We start from the raw sequence: 20,442 nt of genomic DNA, 5'->3' as shown, positions 1-20,442 counted from the left end.
ACCGGCCACGCGCCCGTCTGCGCCCTGCTGTGCCGGTGACCTGCTACGATGGTGCCGTACGCTGTGGCAAACGCTTCCCGTGCCGATCGGAGGACGCATGATCCGCCCCGGGCTCTGCTCCGTCACCTTCCGCGACCTCGACGTCGAATCCGTCGTCACCCATGCCGCGGCCGCCGGCCTCGAGTGCATCGAATGGGCCGGTGACGTCCATGTCCCGCCAGGTGATGCCGCCGCCGCCGAGCATGCCCGCACCCTCACCGTGCAGGCGGGGCTCGCGGTCGCCTCCTACGGCTCCTACCTGCGATTCACCGGCACGGACGGGGAGGTCCGCACTCAGGGACAGGCCGTGCTGGATGCCGCCCGTGCCCTCCGTGCGTCGCGGATTAGGGTCTGGGCGGGCGGCACCGGCTCGGCCGACGTCACCGACGAGGAGCGCGCCCTGATCGTGCGTCGTATCCAGGAGTTCGCGGACCGCGCGGCGGAGCACGGCATCGACGTCGGCCTCGAGTTCCACGGCGGCACCCTGACCGATGGGATCGGCTCGACCCTGCGTCTGCTGGATCAGATCGACCGCGACACCGTGCTCTCCTACTGGCAGCCCCACCAGGACATGGGGGTCGCGGCGGCGCTCAAGACCCTGCACCAGGTGCTGCCCCGCACCTCCACGATCCACATCTTCTCCTGGTGGCCGGGTCATCAGCGGCTGCCGCTGGCCGAGCGGGCGGAGCTCTGGCAGGGAGCGTTCGCGATCCTGGCCGCCGAGGGCTCGGACCGCGACGCCCTGCTCGAGTTCGTCCCCGAGGACGACCCCTCCCTGCTGCGCCGCGAGGCGGACGCCCTGCGCACCCTGATCACCGCCGGCGAGGAGGCCGCCCGATGAGAGCACTGCTGGCGATGCCCGCGGGGCTGCAGCACCGCATGTTCGATGAGGCCCAGCTCGCACGGCTGCGCACCCTGGCCGTGATCGACACCGAGCGCACCGTCCCCGATCTCGCCGACGCCGCCGACGACGACCTTGCGGAGGTGGAGGTCCTGCTCACCGGCTGGGGCTCGGGCCCTGTCGACGCCGCGGCGCTCGCGCGCCTGCCCCGGCTGCGGGCGATCGTCCACACCGCCGGGACGGTGCGCCACGTCGTGACCGACGCCGTGTGGGACCGGGGCGACGTGGTGGTCACCTCGGCGACGGAGGTGAACGCGGTCCCGGTCGCGGAGTTCACCCTCGCCCAGATCCTGCTGGCCGGGAAGCGCTCCCTCGCCCAGGAGCACCGCTACCGCAGCGACCGCACCCTGCGCCCGGCGACTCTCTTCGCTCCCGGGATCGGCAACTACGGTGCTGTCGTCGGCCTCATCGGCGCCTCCCGCATCGGTGTGCTGGTGGCAGAGCACCTGCGACACTTCGACCTCGAGGTGCTGATCACCGACCCTTTCGCCGACGCCTCGCAGATCGCGGCGCTGGGCGCGACCAAGGTGGAACCGGAGGAGCTCTACGCGCGCAGCGACGTGGTGAGCCTGCATGCCCCGGACGTCCCCTCCACCCGGGGCATGGTCAGCCGGGAGCTGCTCGCGCTGATGCGCGAGGGGACCACCTTCCTCAACACCGCCCGGCCCGCCCTGGTGGACCTCGATGCGCTGCGCGAGGAGGTGGTCTCCGGACGCCTCGCTGCGGTGCTCGACGTGCACGACGACCTCGCCGTCAACGACCCTCTGTGGGAAGCGCCGCTGGCGATGATCACCCCGCACCTGGCCGGCTCGCAGGGCAATGAGCTGCATCGGATGGGCGAGGCGGCGCTCGAGGAGGTCAGGCGGCTCGGCGCCGACGAGTCGCCGCGATTCCCGGTCGACGGCTCCCGGCGGGACGTCTCCGCCTGAGGCGATCCGTCGCGTCCGGGCCAGGTCCCCTCCTCGCCGGAGCGATCTCGGAGGGGCGGGGCCCGAGCCGGCGGAGGACGAAAGTCACGCCGCCGGAGTACCCGTATGCCCCGCCTGGTGATCGGCGCCTCGCTATGCTGGCCGGAGTCGGGACAGCGTTTCCCCGCCTCGTCACGACCGCGCCCCCGAGAAGAAGGAGCTCCCGATGCCCGCCGTGCGCCTCAGCGACGTCGCCCAGGACGCCGGGGTCTCCCTGGCCACCGCCTCCCGAGTGCTCAACGGCTCCTCCCGCATCCCCGGGAAGGCCGTCGCCGAGAAGGTGGAGGCCTCCGCAGCGAAGCTGGGCTACGTCCCCAACGCCCAGGCCCAGGCCCTGGCCCGCTCCCGCTCGGGACTGATCGGCCTGGTCGTGCATGACATCGCCGACCCCTATTTCGCGACCATCGCCCGTGAGGTCCAGCAGCAGGTGTTCGCCTCGCAGTCCCAGGTGCTGCTCACGCAGACCGACCGCGAGATCGACACCGAGGTGCGGGCGCTGCGCTCCCTGATCGCCCAGCAGGTCGATGCGCTGGTTCTGGTGGGCTCCCACCGCTACGGCAACGAGTCCGACGCCGCGATCAGCACCCTGCTGGAGGGCTTCGACCGCAACGGCGGCAAGGTGGTGGGCATGGGCCAGGCCGTCGGCGTGGGGCGCACCATCGTGCCCGACAACGCCGCCGCCGCGCACGAGCTGGCCACGGCCCTGATCGTCGAGGGTCACCGGCGCTTCGCCGTGGTCCAGGGCATCGCCGGCATCCCCTCGGCCGCGGACCGCACCAGCGGATTCGTCACCGCGCTCACCGAGGCGGGGATCGAGCCGGAGCTGAACATCGAAGCCGGGCTGACCCGCGAGGGCGGCTACGCGCTGGCCGCGAGCATCCAGGACCACCTCGCCACGACGACGGCGAGCGAGGACCTGCCGCTGTGCGTGTTCGCTCCGGCGGACGTCATGGCGCTCGGCGCGCTCGGGGAGCTGCGACGACGTGGGATCGACGTGCCCGGCACGGTCTCCGTGGCCGGATTCGGCGGCGTGCCCGACGGCGAGGACTCGCACCCCACGCTCACCACCATCGCGCTCCCCCTGCACGACATGGCGCGCCAGGCCGTCGAGTGGGTGCTCGACCGCCTCGTCCTGGATCACGAGGACACCACCGACACCGCCGGAGCCACTGCGGCGAGCGGCACGGACGACGCCCCCTCGAGGACCGCTCGCGATGCGGCCGCCACCGAGGTGCATGTGCGCGGCGAGGTGCTGCTGCGCGAGTCCACAGCACTGGCCGCCCGCGCCTGACCCGCCCGCTCACCGCCCTCCTGCTCATGCAGCCGGGCAGTCCCCGACACGCGAAAGCAGCGCCGGGGAAATGAGCCGACCGTGCCGCAGACTGTCACGGTCATGGCGTCGGGGCAATGCGGCGACGTCGCCTCGCACCTCACCAGGAGCAGCTCGTGGTCATCCTGCACACCGCGATCGCCATCGCCGGCATCGTGGCCCTCATCATCAAGGCGAAGCTCGACCCGGTGATCGCCCTGATCATCGGGGCTCTGTATCTCGGCCTCGCCACCGGTGTGGGTTTCACCGAGACCGTCGGCGCGATCACCCTCGGCTTCGGAGACATCATGGCCGAGGTCGGCCTGCTCATCGGGTTCGGCGTCCTCATCGGCTCCCTGCTCTACGAGATGGGGGCCTTCCAGAAAATGGTGACGCTGCTGGTCAACGGTGTCGGCGGTCGACGACTGCCCTACGCGCTGACCGCCGCGATGTCGACCGTGTTCCCGTCGATCTACGTGGACGTCCAGGTCGTGCTGGCCTCCCCGGTGGTGCGGTCCGCGGGCCCGCAGATCGGCCAGCGAGGACTGCCGCTCATGGCCGGGGCCCTGGGGACCGGGATCTTCGCCGGGTACGTCTTCGTGATCCCGGGACTGGCCGCGGTCTCCATCGCCGGGTTGATGAGCATCCCGCTGGGGACCTGGATCCTCTACGGCATCATCCTGGGGCCTCTGACCGCGATCCTGACCACGCTGATCTTCCGCCTCATGCTCCGCGGCCGCTACTGGAAGCCCTCCGCCGACGAAGCGGCTGACGAGACGACGGATTCCCTCAACACCGAAGAGCCATCTGCGGCGCGGGCCACGATGCCTCCGCTGATCGTCTGCCTCCTGCCGATCCTCGTGCCGCTGGTGATGATCGCAGGTGGTGCCTTCGCCGAACTGTTCGGGGCCACCCATGACGCGATCGCCTTCATCGGCGACGCCAACATCGCCCTGTTCGTCGGCCTGCTCGGGGCCTACCTGCTGGCCCGTCGCGCCCTGGGGGCGGAAGGATCGAACCAGGCGATGAGCAAGGGATTCCGCACCACCGGCGAGATCCTGCTCATCACGGGCATCGGCGGCTCGCTGGGTGCCGTCATCGCGGAGACGGGGCTCGACGCGATCCTCGCCGGCCTCTTCACGGCCGACGCCGGCGCGCCCGTCATCATCAGCATCCTGCTCGCCTGGTCGATCGCCGCGCTGCTGCACCTGGCGATCGGATCCGTGTCGGTGGCCGCGATCGCCGCCGCCGGGATCATCGCCCCCGTGCTGGGATCGATCGATGTCTCCCCGATCGTCATCGGCCTCGCCGTTGCCTCGGGCGCGATGTTCGCCCTGCAGGTGAACAGCAACTTCTTCTGGATGTTCAAGTCGCTGATCGGCCTGAGCACCCAAGGCACCCTGAAGACCTTGACGATGGTCACCTCCATCGCATCGGTCGTCTCCCTGCCCCTGGTGATGGTGCTGGGCTTCATCGTTTGAGCGGCTCCTTCCGGCCCCTGCCGCGCAGAGCGCGCCGGGCGCGGAGGCAACGGCACTCGCTCACGGCGAAGTCCTCAGGCGTGCGGCAGCACCAGCTGCTCGTAGCGCTCGGCGATGATCCGCGCGGCCTCGTCGGCCGGGGTGGCCCAGACGTCCTCGTTGAAGATCTCGACCTCGATGTCCCCGGTGTAGCCCGTGGCCGCGACCATGCGGGTGATGGAGGGGAAGTCGATGTAGCCGTCGCCCATGTAGCCGCGGGAGTGCAGGGGCTCGGCAGCGAGCGGCAGGTTCCAGTCGCACACCTGGTAGCTGAACAGGCGACCCGCGGCCGCAGCGCGCTGGATGGCGCGCTCGAGGCAGGGGTCCCACCACACGTGATAGGTGTCCACGACGACGCCCGCTGCCGGGCTGCCGGAGGCCTCGGCGATGTCGAGCGCCTGGTCCAGAGTGGAGACCACGGCGCGGTCCGCCGCGAACATCGGGTGCAGCGGCTCGATCGAGAGGGTCACCCCGCGCTCGGCGGCGTAGGGCGCGAGCTCGGCGATCGCCTCGGCGACCCGGGAGCGGGCGCCGACGAGGTCCTTGTCCTCGCGGTCCACGCCGCCCACCACGAGCACCAGCGTCGGGGCGCCGAGCGCGGCGGTCTCCTCGATCGCCCGGCGGTTGTCCTCGAGCGCGGCGGCGCGGTCCGCTTCGGCGGAGGCGGTGAGGAACCCGCCGCGGCACAGCGAGCTCACCCGCAGGCCGGCGTCGTCGACCCGGCGGCGCAGGGCGTCGGCCCCCACCTCGGCGACATCCTGGCGCCACAGCCCCACGGCATCGATCCCGTGGGAGACGGTCGTCTCGAGGAACTCCTGCAGGGGCGTGGTGCGGAAGGTCCAGCGGTTCAGGGACAGGCGCTGCGTGCTCATGCCGCTCCTTCGTCGATCGCGTACCCGGCCAGGCGCAGCATCGCGTGCCAGCGCTCGGCGGCCAGGGCCGGCTGCTCGAGGTTGCCGGTGGTGGCGGCGAGCTCGATGGTGCGCGAGAGGTGCGGGAGGCTGCGGGCGCTGTGCATGCCGGCGACCATCGTGAACGCCTTCTGGTGGCCGTTCAGCCAGGCCAGGAAGGCGACCCCGGTCTTGTAGTGGAAGGTGGGGGCGGAGAACACGTGGCGTCCCAGCTCCTCGGAGGCATCGAGGATGCGCCGCGCCTCGGCGGCGTCCCCGGCATCCAGCGCCTGCACGGCGGCCGACGCGGCGGGCGCGGTGGCGGCGAAGGCCCCGAGCAGCGCATCGGAGTACTCCCCCGGTGCCAGCGCGGCCCCGGGCTCGGTCGTCGCGGTGCCGTCCCCCACGATGAGGTGGGAGAAGTGGAAGTCGTCGCCGGTGAGCATGCGCACGCCCTCGGGGAGGCGCTCGCGCACGGCGATCTCGGCGGCGTCGTCCAGCAGGCTCATCTTCACGCCGCGGATCCGCGAGGGGTCCGCCTCGATGATGCGCAGCAGCGTGTCCGCCCCGGCAGCCGGATCGGCGCTGCCGAAGTACCCCTCGAGCTGCGGGTCGAAGGCGGTGCCCAGCCAGTGCAGCACGACGGGCTCGGTCGCGGCGTCGAGCACACGGCGGTAGACGTCCTCGTACTGGGCAGGGGTGGTGGCGGCGCGGGCGAGGTGGCGGCTGGCCATGAGCACGGCGCCGGCGCCGGTGGCCTCGGTGGCGCGCAGCTGCTCGACGTACGCCTCGACGATCTGGTCCAGGCTGAGCTCGTGCTCCCCGCGCTGGTCGGTGGAGACCCCGGCGACGACGAGATCTCGCACGCTCGCCCCGGCGGGGAACACCGCCGCGATCTCGGGATCGGCGAGCGCGGCGCGGGCGGCCTCGGCCGTGCGGGCGATGAGCTCGCGCGTCGCAGCGGGATCCAGGCCCATGTTGCGCTGCGCGGTGTCCATCGCGTCGGCCACGCCGAGCCCGCGCGACCACATGGTGCGCCGGAAGGCCAGGGTCGCTTCCCAGTCGATGTCCGCCGGGGCGCCGGGGGTGTTGTCCCCGTGCACCTGCGGGATCACGTGCACCGCGGCGAAGACCACGCGGGAGCGCAGCGGCGCCGTGGGCGGGGCGAAGGCGGCCGCTTCGGCGAGCGCGAGGGTGCGCAGCGCGCCGTCCTCGTCCAGCAGGGTCAGCTGCAGGTCGCTCATGGCGCTCACACCTCCGTGAGGGGATCGAGCGTGATCCGGCGACCCTCGGCGGAGCTGGTGAGCCCCGCCTCGGCCAGGCGCACGCCGCGCGCGCCGGAGAGGAAGTCGAAGGGGTACTCGCGGCCCTCGGCATAGTGGGTGAGGAAGTCCTCCCACTGCACCTTGAAGCCGTTGTCGTAGCCGTCGGGGCCGGCGTTGTCCGGCACCTCGATCCAGTCGTCGTAGTAGTTGTGCGAGTCCTTGACGTCGGGGTTCCACACCGGCTTCGGCGTCGCCTCGCGCGGCTGGATGTGCGCACCGTGCAGGCCCACCACGGCGCTGCCCTTGGTGCCGTCGACCTGGAACTCGACCAGCTCGTCGCGGTGCACGCGCACGTCCCAGCTGGAGTTCATCTGCACGACGGTGCCGCCCTCGAGGCGGAAGACGCCGTAGGCGGCGTCGTCGGCGGTCGCGACATACTCCTGGCCCTTCTCATCCCAGCGCTTCGCGATGTGGGTGGCGGTCTGGGCGTAGACGTCCTCGATGCGGCCGAACAGCTCCTCGATGACGTAGTTCCAATGGGGGAACATGTCCGCGACGATGCCGCCGCCGTCCTCGGCGCGGTAGTTCCAGGAGGGGCGCTGGGCGGCCTGCCAATCCCCCTCGTAGACCCAGTAGCCGAACTCGCCGCGCACCGAGAGGATCTCACCGAAGAATCCGGAGTCGATCAGGCGGCGCAGCTTGAGCAGGCCGGGCAGGTAGAGCTTGTCGTGGACGACGCCGTTGACGGTGCCGTGCTGCTTCGCGAGCGTCGCGAGCTCGAGGGCGTCCTCGAAGGTCTCGGCGGTGGGCTTCTCGGTGTAGATCGCCTTGCCGGCCGCGATGGCCTTCTTGAGGTTCTCCACGCGCAGGTTCGTGACCAGGGCGTCGAAGTAGACCTCGTAGTCCGGGTTCGCGAGCGCCTCGTCGACGTCGGTGGTCCAGCTGGTCAGGCCGTGCTTCTCGGCGACGCCGCGCAGCTTCTCCTCATTGCGCCCCACCAGCAGCAGATCAGGAACCAGGCGATCCCCGTCGGCGAGCTCGACTCCGCCCTGCTCCTGGATCGCGAGCAGGGATCGCACCAGATGCTGGCGATAGCCCATGCGCCCGGTGGCGCCGTTGACGATGATCCCGATCCTGCGTGTGGCCATGTGACGGCTCTCCTCCGTGTCGTGGGTCGACCTCCGCACCGAGGCGACGGTAACCGCTTTCCGTTCCTCCCAGTGAAGCATACGGAGCCGCGCCGGGCAAGCGCTTCTCCGAGACGGTGGCTCCGGGGCGCCCGGCGACAACTCCGGGCAAGGTGTGGCCTCGACCACAGGTCGGCGCATAGGAAGGACCTCGTCACCGCCGCGGCGGATGATGTGGTCGACGACGGTGCACGGGGCGATGCGGCCCCGCCGTCCTTCTGCGCCGACGAAAGGTCCCCCGTGAAGCCTTCCCCCGCACTCCGCCGACGCGGCCCCGCCGAGCGCTGGCTCGAGGCCCTCCCGCTGGGCAACGGCCGGCTCGGAGCGATGGTCTGGGGCGACCCCGCCCGCGCCCGCTTCTCGCTGAACGAGTCGACCCTGTGGTCCGGCGGCCCGGGGACGGATGCCCCGCACCGCACGCCCCGTCGTGAGGCCCAGCAGGCGCTGGACCGCGCCCGCACCCTGTTCGAGAACGGCGCGGTGCCCGAGGCCCAGGAGCAGATCGAGCGTCTGGGCGCCTCCTGGTCCCAGGCCTACCTGCCCGTCGGCGACCTGGTCGTGGGCGTCCCGGAAGCGTCGATGCCTGGAGGCGGCACCCCCGCCGAGCGGGTCCTCGATCTCGCCGCCGCGGAGCACCGGGTGCTCACCGCGCAGGGTGATCACCTCAGCGTCGTGAGCGCCGCCGACGAGGTCCTCATCCACGCCGCACCCTGCCCCGTCGGCGCCGACCTGGTGCTCGAGTTCGACTCCCCGCTCGTCGAGGAGCGCCGGGACGCCGCGGACGGCTCCCTCACCGTGCTGCTGCGTGCTCCCTCTGACGTGCCGGCCGGCCAGTTCCGGCGTGAGGAGGAGATCGCCTGGGACCCCGAGGCCGCGAGCCGCGCCGCCGTGGTGATCCGCACCCGCCGGGACGACGACCGGGTGCTCGTGGTCTGCGCGATCGCCACCACCTGGCAGGGGCTCGGCCGCGCACCGGATCGCGACGTGCAGGACATGCTCGACGAGGCGACGGCGCAGGCGGAGGCCGCCCTCGCCCGCGGGGAGGTGGAGCTGCTGCGTCGCCATCGCGAACACCCCCGGGCAGGCGCCGACGAGGTCGCGCTCGAGCTCGGGGAGTCCGCGCCGTCGCAGCTGCTGGCCACCTCCTTCGCCTACGGTCGCTACCTGCTGGCCTCCGCCTCCCGCCCCGGCCTGCCGCCGGCGAACCTGCAGGGCCTGTGGAATGCGCGGCTCGAGGCACCCTGGTCCTCGAACTTCACGGTCAACATCAACCTGGAGATGAACCACTGGGCGGCCGGGATCGCCCACGTCCCGCAGGCCGCGGAGGCGCTCGAGCAGTACGTCGCGATGCTGCGCACCGCCGGACGGGAGACCGCGCGGCGGCTGTACGGGGCCGACGGCTGGACCGTCCACCACAACTCCGACCCCTGGGGCTACACCGAGCCGGTGCGCGGCGAGCCCTCGTGGTCGACCTGGCCGATGGGCGGACTGTGGCTCGAGCAGCTGCTGGACACCCTCGCCGCCTGCAGCGGGCGCGAGCCGCAGGAGATCGCCGCCGAGCGCTTCCCGGCCCTGCGGGAGGCGGTCGCCTTCGGGCTCTGCCTGCTGCACGAGAGCGCCGATGGGCACCTGGCCACCTTCCCCTCCACCTCCCCGGAGAACCTCTGGCGCACCGCCGAGGGCACCGCGGTGAGCCTCAGCGAGGGCACCGGCATGGACCGCTGGCTGCTGCGGGAGACGGCCCGGCACCTGGTGGACGCCGCCGCGCTGCTGGGCGAGGAGCACGACCCCGTCGTCCAGCGCGCCGCCTCGTCCCTCGATCTGGTGCCGGGCCCGCGGATCGGGGCCGACGGGCGCGTGCTGGAATGGCACCGCGACGGCCTGGAGGAGGTCGAGCCGCACCATCGGCACGTCTCCCACCTGGGATTCCTCTACCCCGGCGCCGCCCCGTCGAGCCCAAGCGAGGAGAGCGCCGCGGCCGCCTCCCTGGAGGCCCGCGGTGATGAGGCCACCGGCTGGTCGCTGGTGTGGAAGGCCTGCCTCTGGGCGCGACTGCGCCGCGCGGACCGGGTCCAGGCCCTGTTCGAGCTCTACCTGCGCCCGGCCGAGGCGGAGGACGGCACGGCCCGCAGCGGCCTGTACCCGAACCTGTTCTCCGCCCATCCCCCGTTCCAGATCGACGGGAACCTCGGGATCGTCGCCGCGATGGCGGAGTGCCTGGTCCAGAGCCACCGCGGCGAGATCGAGCTGCTGCCCGCCGTGCCGGAGCTGATGGCCGACGGCTCCGTGCGCGGCCTGCGCGCCCGGCCCGGGATCGCCGTGGACATGACTTGGAGCGAGGGCACGCTCACGCAGCTCACCCTGCGGGCGCTCGGGCCCGGGGCGCTGGGCACCCACCGGGTGCGCTGCGGGGACTGGAGCAGCCTCGTCGAGCTGGTCGATCTGGAGCCGGTGGAGGTCTCGATCGGGAGCTCCCCGGGCCGCGTGCGGCGCTGACCGGGGACCTACCGATCGTCATCTGCTGTTCTCCGGCGCGTCGGCGCTCCGGTCGCCGCCCGGCCCCGGGGCTCTGGCACGATGACCGTTCCCCGAGCGATGTGAGGAGCGTGGAGGATGGCCCGACAGATGCATGAGGCGACGAATTCTCGGGCTGCACGCCATCCGCTGCTCTCCCGTCGGGCCTTCGCCGGAGCGGTGGCACTCGCGGCCGCCGGGATGCTCGGTGCCTGCACCGATGACGGGGTCCGGGTGGCCGTGGTCGAGGCGCCGCCGGCCTCGACGGTGCTGCCGGGCACCGATCTCGCCCCCACCGCCTCGGCCCTCAGCACGGCGCTGTTCACGGCCGCGGATGCCGTCGTGATCGCGACCGAGGAGAACGCGCAGCAGCTTGCGGCCGTGAGCGCCGCGGCCGGGCTCCCGCTGCTGGTGGGCACCGATTCCGCGGTCGCCGAGGAGCTCTCCCGTCTGGCAACGGGCACCCTCGTGGCCGCCGCCGGCACAGACCTCGGCCCGCTCGGCGAGGACTTCGACGTGATCGAGCACGGGGCCGACGGAGCCGAGCTGCCCACGGCGACCCGCAGCGACCCCGCAGCGGCGGTGACCCTGCTCGTCGATCCCGAGGCCGCCGCGCCCGTCCGCGCGGTCGCCTCGGCCCTGGTCGAGGTCGCCGGGGGCACCGTCGTCGAGATCCCCGGCGGGGACCTGGGCCGCAGCAGCGCCTCCCTGGAGGCCGCCGCCACCGCGGCGGGCGAGGACCCGGCCACCGGCGTCCTGGCGCTCGGCGCCGGCTTCGGTGCGGCCGACGCCTTCGCCGCGGGCCTCGCCTCGACCCTCGCGATGCCGCAGCTGCCCGGCGGCGGGACCACCGTCTTCCCCGGTCGGCGCATGGTCGCGATGTACGGCACCCCGGGCACCCCCTCCCTCGGCGTGCTCGGCGAACAGGGCCTCGAGGACTCGATCACCCGCGTGCAGGAGCTGGTCGCGGAGTACGACGGCCTCAGCGAGGAGCCGGTCATGCCGGCCTGGGAGATCATCACCACCATCGCCGCCGGGGAGGCCGGCGCCGACGGCAACCACTCCACCGAGCTCGGCACGGGGACCCTCGGCGAATGGATCGACGCCGCCGCGGAGGCCGGCGTGTACGTGGTGCTGGACCTGCAGCCCGGCACCACCGACTTCCTCACCCAGGCGACGCTCTACGAGGACCTGCTGCTCGCCCCGCACGTGGGGCTCGCCCTGGATCCCGAGTGGCGGCTCGAGCCCGGGCAGAAGCACCTCGAGCAGATCGGCTCGGTGACCGCCGCGGAGATCAACGAGGTCTCCACCTGGCTCGCGGACCTCACCGCCGAGAACGGCCTGCCGCAGAAGGTGCTGATCCTGCATCAGTTCACCCACGCGATGATCAGCGATCGGCAGGACGTGGACACCTCCCGCCCCGAGCTCGCGATCACCCTGCACGCCGACGGCCACGGCGTCCCCGGCGACAAGCTCGGTACCTACCGGGCGCTGCAGACCGGGCTGCCCGAGGGGATCCACATGGCGTGGAAGAACTTCTACGACGAGGACACCCCGATGTTCACGCCGGAGGAGACCTACGAGGTCGAGCCGCGGCCCTGGTTCGTGTCGTACCAGTGACACCGCTCCATGCGCTGAGCAGTCCGCGCACCGCTCAGCGCTGCGGGCCTCGGTGACAGCCTCCAGCCGGGGAACCGTGCGGCGAGGTCCCGGCCGAGATCCCCGTCGGCCCCGGCTACCAGGTGCCGCTCGCCGCCGTCGGCCTCGTCCTCGAGCCGGTCCAGGCCGAGCAGATCCTGCTCACCGGCCAGGCGGACGTGGTGCTGCTGGGCCGCGAGCTGCTGCGCGATGCGAACTTCGCCCTCCGCGCGGCCGACGCCCTCCACCACGAGGACGCCGCGCTGACCCCCATGGCGTGCCACCGCGCCCACCGCTGAGCGGCGGGACGTCGGGGAAATGGGGACAATGAACGCATGCAGCGCTCCCGCCTCCACGTCCTCGGCGCCAGCGGTTCCGGCACCACGACCCTCGCGAGGGCCCTCGCTGACCGATGGGCCGTGCCCCACGCCGACGCCGATGACTACTTCTGGGCGCCCACCACGCCCCCTTTTCGGGAGAAGCGGGAGCCCGCCGCACGCGTCGCGCTGATGGAGCAGGTGTTCGCCCCGAGGGAGGCGTGGGTGCTCTCCGGCGCGATGAACGGCTGGGGCGACGAGGTGCTCGCCCGGTGCGATGCCGTCGTGTTCGTGACCCTCGACCCGGCCGAGCGCCTGCGCCGCCTCGAGGCCCGTGAGCAGGTGCGGCGCGAGGGCCAGGAGATCGACCCGCAGGCGTGGACCGAGTTCCGCGAGTGGGCGCTGGGTTACGACGATCCCGCCTTCTCCGGCCGCAGCCGCGCCGGCCACGAGGAATGGTTGAGCACCCCCGACGTCCCGGTGCTCCGTCTGGACAGCGCGCGACCCGTCAACGATCTCGTCGACGCAGTGCTGGAGTGGGAGCCGCAGAGCGTCCCGGACTGACGGGATCAGGGGCGCGCTCAGGCCGCGCGCAGATGCGCGAGCAGGGTCCGTCGGCCGATCCGACCCGCGGAGAGATGGTGCTGCGCGATCCCGAGCGTCCCCTGCATGACGCCGCCGACGAGCACCTGGAAGGCCGCGGACCAGGACCCGTGCTCGAGGTCGAGCGGGCGGACGGGGACGAGCGCAGCCCGGTGCGACCGAGCGGACGCGTGCATAGGGTGAGGACATGCCCTCCCAGCCACGGCCCCGCCCCTGCGACATGGCGGCGCGACGATGACCGCGCGCTGGCAGGAGGATCGTGTGGCCAGTGCGCTCGCCGGGACCAACCCGACCGTGCTGTCGCGCCTGCCCGGCGGATTCGCGGTGATCGGCGACGTGCAGTTCCTGCCCGGCTACTGCGTGCTCCTCACGGACCGCCCGGGAGTCGACCGGCTCTCGGCTCTCCGCCGCCCGGAACGGACCCGCTTCCTGGCGAGCATGGACCTGCTCGGCGAGGCGGTCGAGCGCACCTGCCGTGAGCGCGATCCCGCGTTCCGTCGCGTCAACCTCGAGATCCTCGGGAACACCGACGCTTTCCTCCACGCGCACGTCTGGCCGCGGTACGACTGGGAGCCGGCAGAGATCGTCACGAAGCCCGTCTGGATGCATCCCGGGCAGCGGTGGACCGACCCCGGGACGCGTCTCGGACCGCGGCACGACGAACTGCGGACCGCCCTCACCAGGGCTCTGATCCCCCACCGTCCGTGACGCCTGCACCGGCCAGCTCAGAGGCGGTCGAGCACGTCCAGGAGCCCTGTGATGCTGTCCGGGGCGAACGGTCGTCGCTGTGACCGGTCCAGATGGAGCGAGGCCAGCCCTGCTGACCTCGCCCCGTCGAGATCGTGCTCGCGATGGTCCCCGACGTGCAGCACGGAGCACGGCTCTACGGCGAGCGCCTCGCACACCTCCAGGTAGGTCCGCTCGTCGGGCTTCTTCGCACCGAGACTGTCGCTGGTCCAGACTCCGAGCACCCACGGGGCGAGGCCGAGCGCCTGCACCTTGCGCTGCTGCCTCTCCTCCGGACCGTTGGTGAGGATCGCGACGCGCAGGCCCCTGTCCTGCAGCTCTGCCAGCAGCGGGATCGCATCGTCGAAGCCGACCCACTCCTGCTCGTACAGCGTCAGGAAGCGCTCGTAGATCCGATCGAGCTGCTGCGGCTCGCTCTCGGCCGCTCGCTGTGGGAATCCGAGCTCCCGCAGGAGCGTCCGCACCCGTTCGTGCCGATAGCCCTCGCGATCGAGCACGCCGTGGCGCCGCTGCCTCATCAGCCGCTCCGCCGTGGACTCCCAGGAGTCGAGAACGGTCGTCGTGGCCCGACCGCCGAGCTCGGCGACGGTCAGAGCCAGCCCTCGTCGGGCGGACTCGGTGTGGTCGAAGAGGGTGTCGTCGAGGTCGAGGATCACCGCGCGGATCGTCGGGCGCGTCGCTCCGCCGGGCAGACTGCGCGCACTCGGGTCGGATCTCCCCATGCCTCCACGATAGGACCTGCACGGACCGCTCCCTCCCGCGGATCCATGACGAACCGCCCTACCGCTCCCCGTGCGGATGCGGGAACCTGGAGGGGAACCTGCCGCACCACCACAGAGATCGAGGACAGCATGGACGAGTACGCCATCGGGGACGGGGTCCGCGCCAAGGACGGGCCGATGCAGCACCAGTACGGGACGGTCGTCTACCTCAAGGAGGACGACTCCACCTACCTCGTGCGCTTCGCCGGCACGCAGCAGATGTACTTCCGGGCGGAGGAGCTGGAGCCCTGGGCATAGCCGGCCCCTCCCCTGCCCGTCGGCCTCAGTGGTTGCCCACCACCCACCCCTCGCCGCATTCGCCGCCGTACTCGGAGGTCTCGATGCGCACCTCGTCGCCGCGGGCGTCGAGCAGCGGCTGGTAGGAGGAGGCGACCTCCCGGCTGCCCTCGGGGATGTAGTGGAGGATCAGTGAGCGTCGGAAGCGGTCGGTGCTCGTATTGGGCTTCGAGCCGTGCACGAGGCTGCCGTGGAAGATCAGCATGTCGCCGGCGCGCATGTCCGTCTGCACCACGCTGAGGTGCTCCGGGATGGAGACGGTGATCGTGGTGAAGGACTCGGTCGCATCGGCCTCCTCGGGGCATTCGATCTCGTAGCGGTGGGTGCCGGGCACCACGCCGAGCGCGCCGTTCTCGCCGTCGCAGTCGTCCACCGCGACCCAGGCGGCGATGCAGGTCTCGGGATGGGACTGCAGGAAGTAGTTGTCCTGGTGCATGGCCTGGCCGCGCGCTCCGGCGGGCTTGAAGTAGAACATCGACTGCGCCGCCCACACGGGGCCGACGGCCGCGGCGACGCGCCCCATGATGCGCTCCTCGAGCAGCCACCGCCGGGCGAGCCGGCCGGGGGCGTGATCGTCGCGGTGCGGCTGGATCATGCGCGGGTAGGCATGCAGCGGATCGTCCTCGGGAATCTCGTGGAAGGCTCCGCCGGCACCGTCGGTCTCGATGTGCTCGGTGAACGCCTCGCGCAGCTCTCGGATCTCCTCGGCGGTGAGGACTCCGCGCAGGTGCACGGCTCCGGCCTGTTCGTAGGCGGCGGCGAGCCCCTCGGCGTCGACCTCGGCGTCGACGATCGTGAGCCCGATGTCGGTGGGGGTGGTGTGCAATGTGGTCATGCTGTCAGTCTGGAGACAGGTGCTGGCTGTCGACCAGGTGATCGGAGGGCGAGGACATGGACGATCCTGCTGTACGGCGCCAGGTGGCCGGGACCGAGGTGCCCCCGCCGGAGACAGGACGCGTGCTGCTCGGCGAGCTCGAGGAGGACGCGTCCTACCGGGTGCGCCGCTCACGCGGCACGCAGGACTGGCTGCTGCTCCACACCGTCGCCGGCGCGGGGATCGTGCGGTCGGCCGATGGGAGCCTCCATGCAGTGCATCCCGGCGAGGCGGTGCTGCTGCGCCCGGGCACCCTGCACGACTACGGCACCGATCCGGAGGCCGGGCGCTGGCGCCTGCTGTACAGCCACGTGCACCCGCCGGCGACCTGGCTCGCCCTGCTGGACTGGCCCGAGATCGCGCCGGGGTTGGGGAGGATCCGTCTCGGCGCCGAGGTGGAGGATCGCGTCCGCCAGGCCCTGCGCGGCGCGGCCCGCGCCGCGCGTCTCGCCGTCGGCCGGCCGGAGCTGTTCGCGCTCAACGGCCTCGAGGCGGCGCTGCTCTGGTACGACACCCAGAACCCGCAGCGCCACCAGCTCGACGAACGGGTGCTCGCGGTGCTCGAGCACATCGACGCACATCTGGACTCGGACCTCAACCCCGGCTCCCTCTCCGAGGTCGCGCACCTCTCCCCCTCCCGGCTCTCGCACCTGTTCACGGCGCAGGTGGGGACGCCGCCGGCGCGCTACGTGGAGGCCCAGCGGCTCGAGCGCGCGGCGCGGCTGCTGGAGCTCACCACGGCTCCGATCGCCGAGGTGGCGCGGCGGGCGGGGTTCCGCGATCCGCTCTACTTCTCGCGGCGGTTCCGCGGGGTGCACGGGGTGAGCCCGACGGAGCACCGGCAGCGGCATCGGTGAGGCGGAGCGCGGGTCGGGAGGGGCGGGGTCGCGGCGGGAGGGGGTCGGGTCAGGTCGGGAGGGGCGGCGCGGCGAATTGCGGCCGACGGAAACGCCATCCCTTTATTCCTCCATATTCCACGAGCCTCAATGCGTCGACCTTTCCTCCACACAAGCAGGTTATCCACAGTATCCACAGATACGGCTCCGGGTCTGGTCTCGGAAAGCCTGCGCCGGTAAACTCGAGGGACCTGCAGAACACTGCAGAGGATCGACGACGATCGCCCCGAGGAGGTGCCGCGATGACGTCCACCATCGACAGGCGGCCTGCGGGCGAGCACGTCCGGCCACCGGCACCGCACGCCGCGTCGCGCGAGACCGAACCTCCTCGCCGCGAGGTCCGCGCCCGCGGCCCTCTGGACCCCGAGGAGTTCGCGGCCCGCTCCTTCACCGAGCCGGGATCGATCGAGGCTCTCGTCGCCCGCGAGCTGTTCGACTCCCTCGACCAGGAGGCGCGCGCCTATGCCGAGCGCCTGCGACGGCTCGCCGTGCTCTGGGACGAGACGGACGTGGACGGCGCGGGGGACACCTACGCGATCCTCGTGGCCGATGCGCGCCGCGTGACCCTGAACCAGGCCCGGACCCTGCTGCGCGATGCCTTCATCGCCGTCACCCGGCTGCCCCGCACCCTCGAGCGTCTCGGCGCGGGCCACCTCCCGGTCTCCTGGTTCGAGCTGCTGCTGCGGCGTGTGCGTCGCCTCAGCGCCGACCAGTGCCGCCAGCTGGACGATCGTGTCGCCGACTGGGACCTCGAGAACCTCCGCGCGGACCGCTTCAGCCGTGAACTGGGCCTGCTCATCACCTGGTTCGGGGCGGCCGCCTCGCAGCCCTCCCCGCAGGAGATGCGCGATGTGGCGCTCGAGGTGGTCCCCAAGAACAACGGCACCGCGCATCTCATCATCGCCGGCCCCGTCCACGAGATCGTCGACGTCTCGCACCGTCTCGACGTCGCCGCCCGCGCCGTCCAGGACGCACAGCGCCGCGCCCTGGCCGATGGCCGCCCCGTCCCCTTCGATCTCGACGGTGCCGCCGCGCGCGACGGCCAGCATCTGACCCTCGCCACGCTGCGCTACGCGATCCTCACCCGGTCCGTGCTGGAGACCGGTGGGATCGAGGCACCCACGAGCCAGATGCGGCTCCAGGTCGTGGTGCCCGCGATGACCCTCCTCGGGGAGTCGGAGGCGCCGGGCACGATCGACGGGACCATCCCGCTGCCGGCCCCGATGGCCCGCCACCTCGCCGCCGGGGAGCCCACCTGGTACCGGATCCTCACCGATCCGACCGATGGCGCCTTCCTCCCGCTGAAGGCCGATCGCTACGCACCGACCCCGGCGATGCAGGAGCACCTGCGGCTGCTCGACCCCGTCTGCGCCGTTCCCGCATGCACCCGGAACACCTGCACCATCGGAGAATCCGACCATATCCAGGAATACGATCACAAGAATCCCGAGAACGGCGGCCAGACCGCGATCGAGAATCTTCACCGATTATGCTGGAAGCATCATGACATGAAGACTCGAAGAATCCTCGATCCGGTGCGGAATCCTGACGGCAGCACGAGCTGGCTCGTGGACGGTCGCGTGCACATGGACGTGCGGCAGAACAGGGACCTGCTCACGCCCGTGCTCGCCGAGGCTCTCCAGCGCTCCTTCGAGATCTACGAGGAGATGCTGGTCTGGGAGGAGGCCCGCCATCTCCGGCCCCTCCAGGACGCGCCCGAGCCTGAGCCCGATGTCGAGCCCACCCCGACCGCGGCCGCGACCGCGTATCCCGATCCCCCGTTCTGAGCACCCATGACGAGAGCCCCTCCGATCCCGCGGCGCGGGAGGGAGGGGCCCTCGTGATCAGGCGGTGATCACCGCGGGATCACGCGTCGACGACGACCGCCATGACGGCGGGCTCACGACGGTAGGTGCGGCGCAGGTAGCTGCCGACGGCCTCGACGATGACCTCCTCGAGCTCGCCGATGTCGTCGATCTTGTCCTGGCGGGCACGCGCGAGAGCCTTGGTCACCTGGGTCTCAGCGCCCTTGAAGGTCTTGTCGTCGTGCACGAAGCCCTTGGTGAGGAACTCCAGCGGCTCGACCGGCTGGTTCGTCTTCGGGTCCAGCAGCGCCACGACGGTGACCACGCCACCGCCGGAGAGCATGCGGCGCTCGGCGAGGGTGTCCTCGGTGGCGGTGCCGATGGTCTGGCCGTCCACGTACACCAGGCCCGCTTCGACCTTGCCGGAGATCTTCGCCTGACCGCCCACGAGGTCGACGGTCATGCCGTCCTGCGCGATGACGATGTTCTTCTCCGGGACGCCGGTGCGGCGCGCCAGCTCGGCGTTGGCGTGGAGGTGCTTGGACTCGCCGTGCACGGGCATGACGTTCTTCGGGCGCACGATGTTGTAGCAGTACACGAGCTCACCGGCGCTCGCGTGGCCGGAGACGTGCACCTTCGCGTTGCCCTTGTGGACGATGTTCGCGCCCAGGTCGGTGAGCTTGTTGATGATCCCGTAGATGGCGTTCTCGTTGCCGGGGATCAGCGAGGAGGCCATGAGCACGGTGTCGCCCTCGCCCACCTGGATCTGGTGGTCGCCGTTGGCCATGCGCGCGAGCGCCGCCATCGGCTCGCCCTGGGAACCGGTGCAGATCAGGGTGACCTTGTGATCGGGCATCGACTGGATCTTGCGGAAGTCGACGACCAGGCCCTTGGGGATGTCCAGGTAGTTCAGATCGCGGGCGATCGCCATGTTGCGCACCATCGAGCGGCCGACGAAGGCGACCTTGCGGCCGTTGGCGTGGGCGGCGTTGAGCACCTGCTGGATGCGGTGCACGTGGCTGGCGAAGCTGGAGACGATGATGCGGCGCGGCGACGTGGTGAAGACCTGGTCGATCGCGGGGTTCAGGTCCCGCTCGGACATCGTGAAGCCGGGGACCTCGGCGTTCGTCGAGTCGGTGAGGAACAGGTCCACGCCCTCCTCGCCGAGGCGGGAGAAGGCGCGCAGGTCGGTGATGCGGCCGTCCAGCGGGAACTGGTCCATCTTGAAGTCACCGGTGTGCAGCACGGAACCGGCCTTGGTGCGGATCATGACCGCGAGGGCGTCCGGGATGGAGTGGTTGACCGCGACGAACTCGAGGTCGAAGGAACCGGCCTTGTGCTTCTGCCCCGCCTCGACCTGGATGGTCTTCGGGGTGATGCGGTGCTCCTTGAGCTTCGCGGTGATGAACGCGAGCGTCAGCTCGGAACCGATCAGGGGGATGTCGGCCCGCTCCTTGAGCAGGTACGGCACACCGCCGATGTGGTCCTCGTGCCCGTGGGTGAGGACGATGCACTCGATGTCGTCGAGGCGGTCACGGATGGAGGTGAAGTCCGGCAGGATCACGTCGATGCCGGGCTGGTGCTCCTCGGGGAACAGCACGCCGCAGTCGACGATCATCAGCTTGCCGGCGTGCTCGAACACCGTCATGTTGCGACCGACCTCGCCGAGGCCGCCGAGCGCGGTGATGCGCAGCCCGTTGCGGGCAAGGCGCGGAGGGGCGGACAGCTTGGTACGAGGAGAAGGCATAGGGGAGTCTCTTTCGTCGGAGGGTCAGGGTCTCAGGTCTGGGGTGGCGCGCGCGTCGCAGCGGTCGCAGCAGCGTCCACACCCTCAAACGTACGTCAGGATCGCGTCATTTCCTCATCTATGCCGGATTGGCCACGTTCAGCACGCCGATTCGGCGGCATTCG

At 71.5% G+C, this 20,442-nt stretch carries 19 protein-coding genes; 12 read left to right on the top strand and 7 right to left on the bottom strand.

Features of this window, described 5'->3' with window-relative positions; all coding sequences use genetic code 11:
* The first annotated feature begins 97 nt into the window (after positions 1-97).
* From VF289_RS05620 to VF289_RS05605, 4 genes are all read left to right on the top strand, one after another.
* A complete protein-coding gene (locus tag VF289_RS05620; protein WP_330881955.1) occupies positions 98-880 on the top strand; it encodes a sugar phosphate isomerase/epimerase family protein in 783 nt (260 codons plus the stop codon).
* Complete coding sequence (locus tag VF289_RS05615) at positions 877-1,869, top strand: hydroxyacid dehydrogenase (RefSeq protein ID WP_330881953.1); 993 nt, start codon at positions 877-879, stop codon at positions 1,867-1,869. Before VF289_RS05620 ends, VF289_RS05615 begins: the two co-directional genes overlap by 4 nt.
* Positions 1,870-2,074: 205 nt before the next feature.
* Positions 2,075-3,199 (top strand): LacI family DNA-binding transcriptional regulator, encoded by a 1,125-nt coding sequence (locus VF289_RS05610; protein ID WP_330881951.1) that lies wholly within the window; start codon positions 2,075-2,077, stop codon positions 3,197-3,199.
* A gap of 155 nt (positions 3,200-3,354) precedes the next feature.
* Complete coding sequence (locus VF289_RS05605) at positions 3,355-4,698, top strand: GntP family permease (RefSeq protein ID WP_330881949.1); 1,344 nt, start codon at positions 3,355-3,357, stop codon at positions 4,696-4,698.
* 74 nt (positions 4,699-4,772) lie between these two features.
* On the opposite strand, the gene VF289_RS05600 is transcribed toward VF289_RS05605, so the two are convergent.
* From VF289_RS05600 to VF289_RS05590, 3 genes are read right to left on the bottom strand one after another with little or no spacing between them, the layout of a single operon-like run.
* Positions 4,773-5,609 carry a sugar phosphate isomerase/epimerase family protein gene (locus VF289_RS05600; RefSeq protein ID WP_330881947.1) on the bottom strand — a complete coding sequence of 279 codons (837 nt, stop codon included), beginning with the start codon at positions 5,607-5,609 and terminating at the stop codon, positions 4,773-4,775.
* The gene (locus VF289_RS05595; RefSeq protein ID WP_330881945.1) at positions 5,606-6,871 is read right to left on the bottom strand and encodes a DUF993 family protein; all 1,266 of its coding nucleotides are present in this window, start codon (positions 6,869-6,871) and stop codon (positions 5,606-5,608) included. The genes VF289_RS05600 and VF289_RS05595 overlap by 4 nt, the downstream gene beginning before the upstream one ends.
* 5 nt (positions 6,872-6,876) lie before the next feature.
* Positions 6,877-8,040 carry a Gfo/Idh/MocA family oxidoreductase gene (locus VF289_RS05590; protein WP_330881943.1) on the bottom strand — a complete coding sequence of 388 codons (1,164 nt, stop codon included), beginning with the start codon at positions 8,038-8,040 and terminating at the stop codon, positions 6,877-6,879.
* Positions 8,041-8,319: 279 nt separating this feature from the next.
* Between VF289_RS05590 and VF289_RS05585 the strand changes: the two genes are divergently transcribed.
* From VF289_RS05585 to VF289_RS05570, 4 genes are all read left to right on the top strand, one after another.
* Positions 8,320-10,575, top strand: coding sequence for a glycosyl hydrolase family 95 catalytic domain-containing protein (locus tag VF289_RS05585; RefSeq protein ID WP_330881941.1), 2,256 nt, complete (start codon positions 8,320-8,322; stop codon positions 10,573-10,575).
* Positions 10,576-10,692: 117 nt separating this feature from the next.
* Complete coding sequence (locus VF289_RS05580; protein WP_330881939.1) at positions 10,693-12,213, top strand: hypothetical protein; 1,521 nt, start codon at positions 10,693-10,695, stop codon at positions 12,211-12,213.
* 122 nt (positions 12,214-12,335) lie between these two features.
* A complete protein-coding gene (locus VF289_RS05575; protein WP_414644443.1) occupies positions 12,336-12,530 on the top strand; it encodes a hypothetical protein in 195 nt (64 codons plus the stop codon).
* Between the two features lie 36 nt (positions 12,531-12,566).
* Positions 12,567-13,112: an AAA family ATPase gene (locus VF289_RS05570; RefSeq protein WP_330881937.1), complete on the top strand. Its 546-nt coding sequence runs from the start codon at positions 12,567-12,569 to the stop codon at positions 13,110-13,112.
* Between the two features lie 17 nt (positions 13,113-13,129).
* Here the strand turns inward: VF289_RS05570 and VF289_RS05565 are convergent, their stop codons facing one another.
* Positions 13,130-13,327, bottom strand: a complete 198-nt coding sequence (locus tag VF289_RS05565) for a hypothetical protein (RefSeq protein ID WP_330881935.1) — start codon at positions 13,325-13,327, stop codon at positions 13,130-13,132.
* Positions 13,328-13,385: 58 nt separating this feature from the next.
* Here VF289_RS05565 and VF289_RS05560 point away from each other — a divergent pair, with 58 nt between their 5' ends.
* The gene (locus VF289_RS05560) at positions 13,386-13,859 is read left to right on the top strand and encodes a diadenosine tetraphosphate hydrolase (protein WP_330881934.1); all 474 of its coding nucleotides are present in this window, start codon (positions 13,386-13,388) and stop codon (positions 13,857-13,859) included.
* Positions 13,860-13,876: 17 nt separating this feature from the next.
* Here the strand turns inward: VF289_RS05560 and VF289_RS05555 are convergent, their stop codons facing one another.
* Positions 13,877-14,620, bottom strand: coding sequence for an HAD family hydrolase (locus tag VF289_RS05555; RefSeq protein ID WP_330881932.1), 744 nt, complete (start codon positions 14,618-14,620; stop codon positions 13,877-13,879).
* A gap of 45 nt (positions 14,621-14,665) precedes the next feature.
* Between VF289_RS05555 and VF289_RS05550 the strand changes: the two genes are divergently transcribed.
* Positions 14,666-14,917, top strand: a complete 252-nt coding sequence (locus tag VF289_RS05550) for a hypothetical protein (protein ID WP_330881930.1) — start codon at positions 14,666-14,668, stop codon at positions 14,915-14,917.
* 25 nt (positions 14,918-14,942) lie between these two features.
* Here the strand turns inward: VF289_RS05550 and VF289_RS05545 are convergent, their stop codons facing one another.
* Positions 14,943-15,791, bottom strand: a complete 849-nt coding sequence (locus tag VF289_RS05545) for a phytanoyl-CoA dioxygenase family protein (RefSeq protein ID WP_330881928.1) — start codon at positions 15,789-15,791, stop codon at positions 14,943-14,945.
* 56 nt (positions 15,792-15,847) lie between these two features.
* Here VF289_RS05545 and VF289_RS05540 point away from each other — a divergent pair, with 56 nt between their 5' ends.
* Together VF289_RS05540 and VF289_RS05535 are read left to right on the top strand one after the other, a co-directional pair.
* Entirely contained in the window at positions 15,848-16,687 is an 840-nt protein-coding gene (locus VF289_RS05540; protein ID WP_330881926.1) for a helix-turn-helix domain-containing protein, read from the top strand.
* A 281-nt stretch (positions 16,688-16,968) separates the two neighbouring features.
* Positions 16,969-18,513, top strand: a complete 1,545-nt coding sequence (locus tag VF289_RS05535; protein ID WP_330881924.1) for an HNH endonuclease signature motif containing protein — start codon at positions 16,969-16,971, stop codon at positions 18,511-18,513.
* Between the two features lie 79 nt (positions 18,514-18,592).
* On the opposite strand, the gene VF289_RS05530 is transcribed toward VF289_RS05535, so the two are convergent.
* The gene (locus tag VF289_RS05530) at positions 18,593-20,278 is read right to left on the bottom strand and encodes a ribonuclease J (protein ID WP_330881922.1); all 1,686 of its coding nucleotides are present in this window, start codon (positions 20,276-20,278) and stop codon (positions 18,593-18,595) included.
* Positions 20,279-20,442 lie beyond the last annotated feature (164 nt).

Origin of the sequence: Brachybacterium sp., assembly GCF_036379615.1 — a bacterium.
Classification (GTDB): domain Bacteria; phylum Actinomycetota; class Actinomycetes; order Actinomycetales; family Dermabacteraceae; genus Brachybacterium.
The sequence above is the reverse complement of the archived record's forward strand: the minus strand, read 5'-3'. Positions and strand labels throughout refer to the sequence as shown.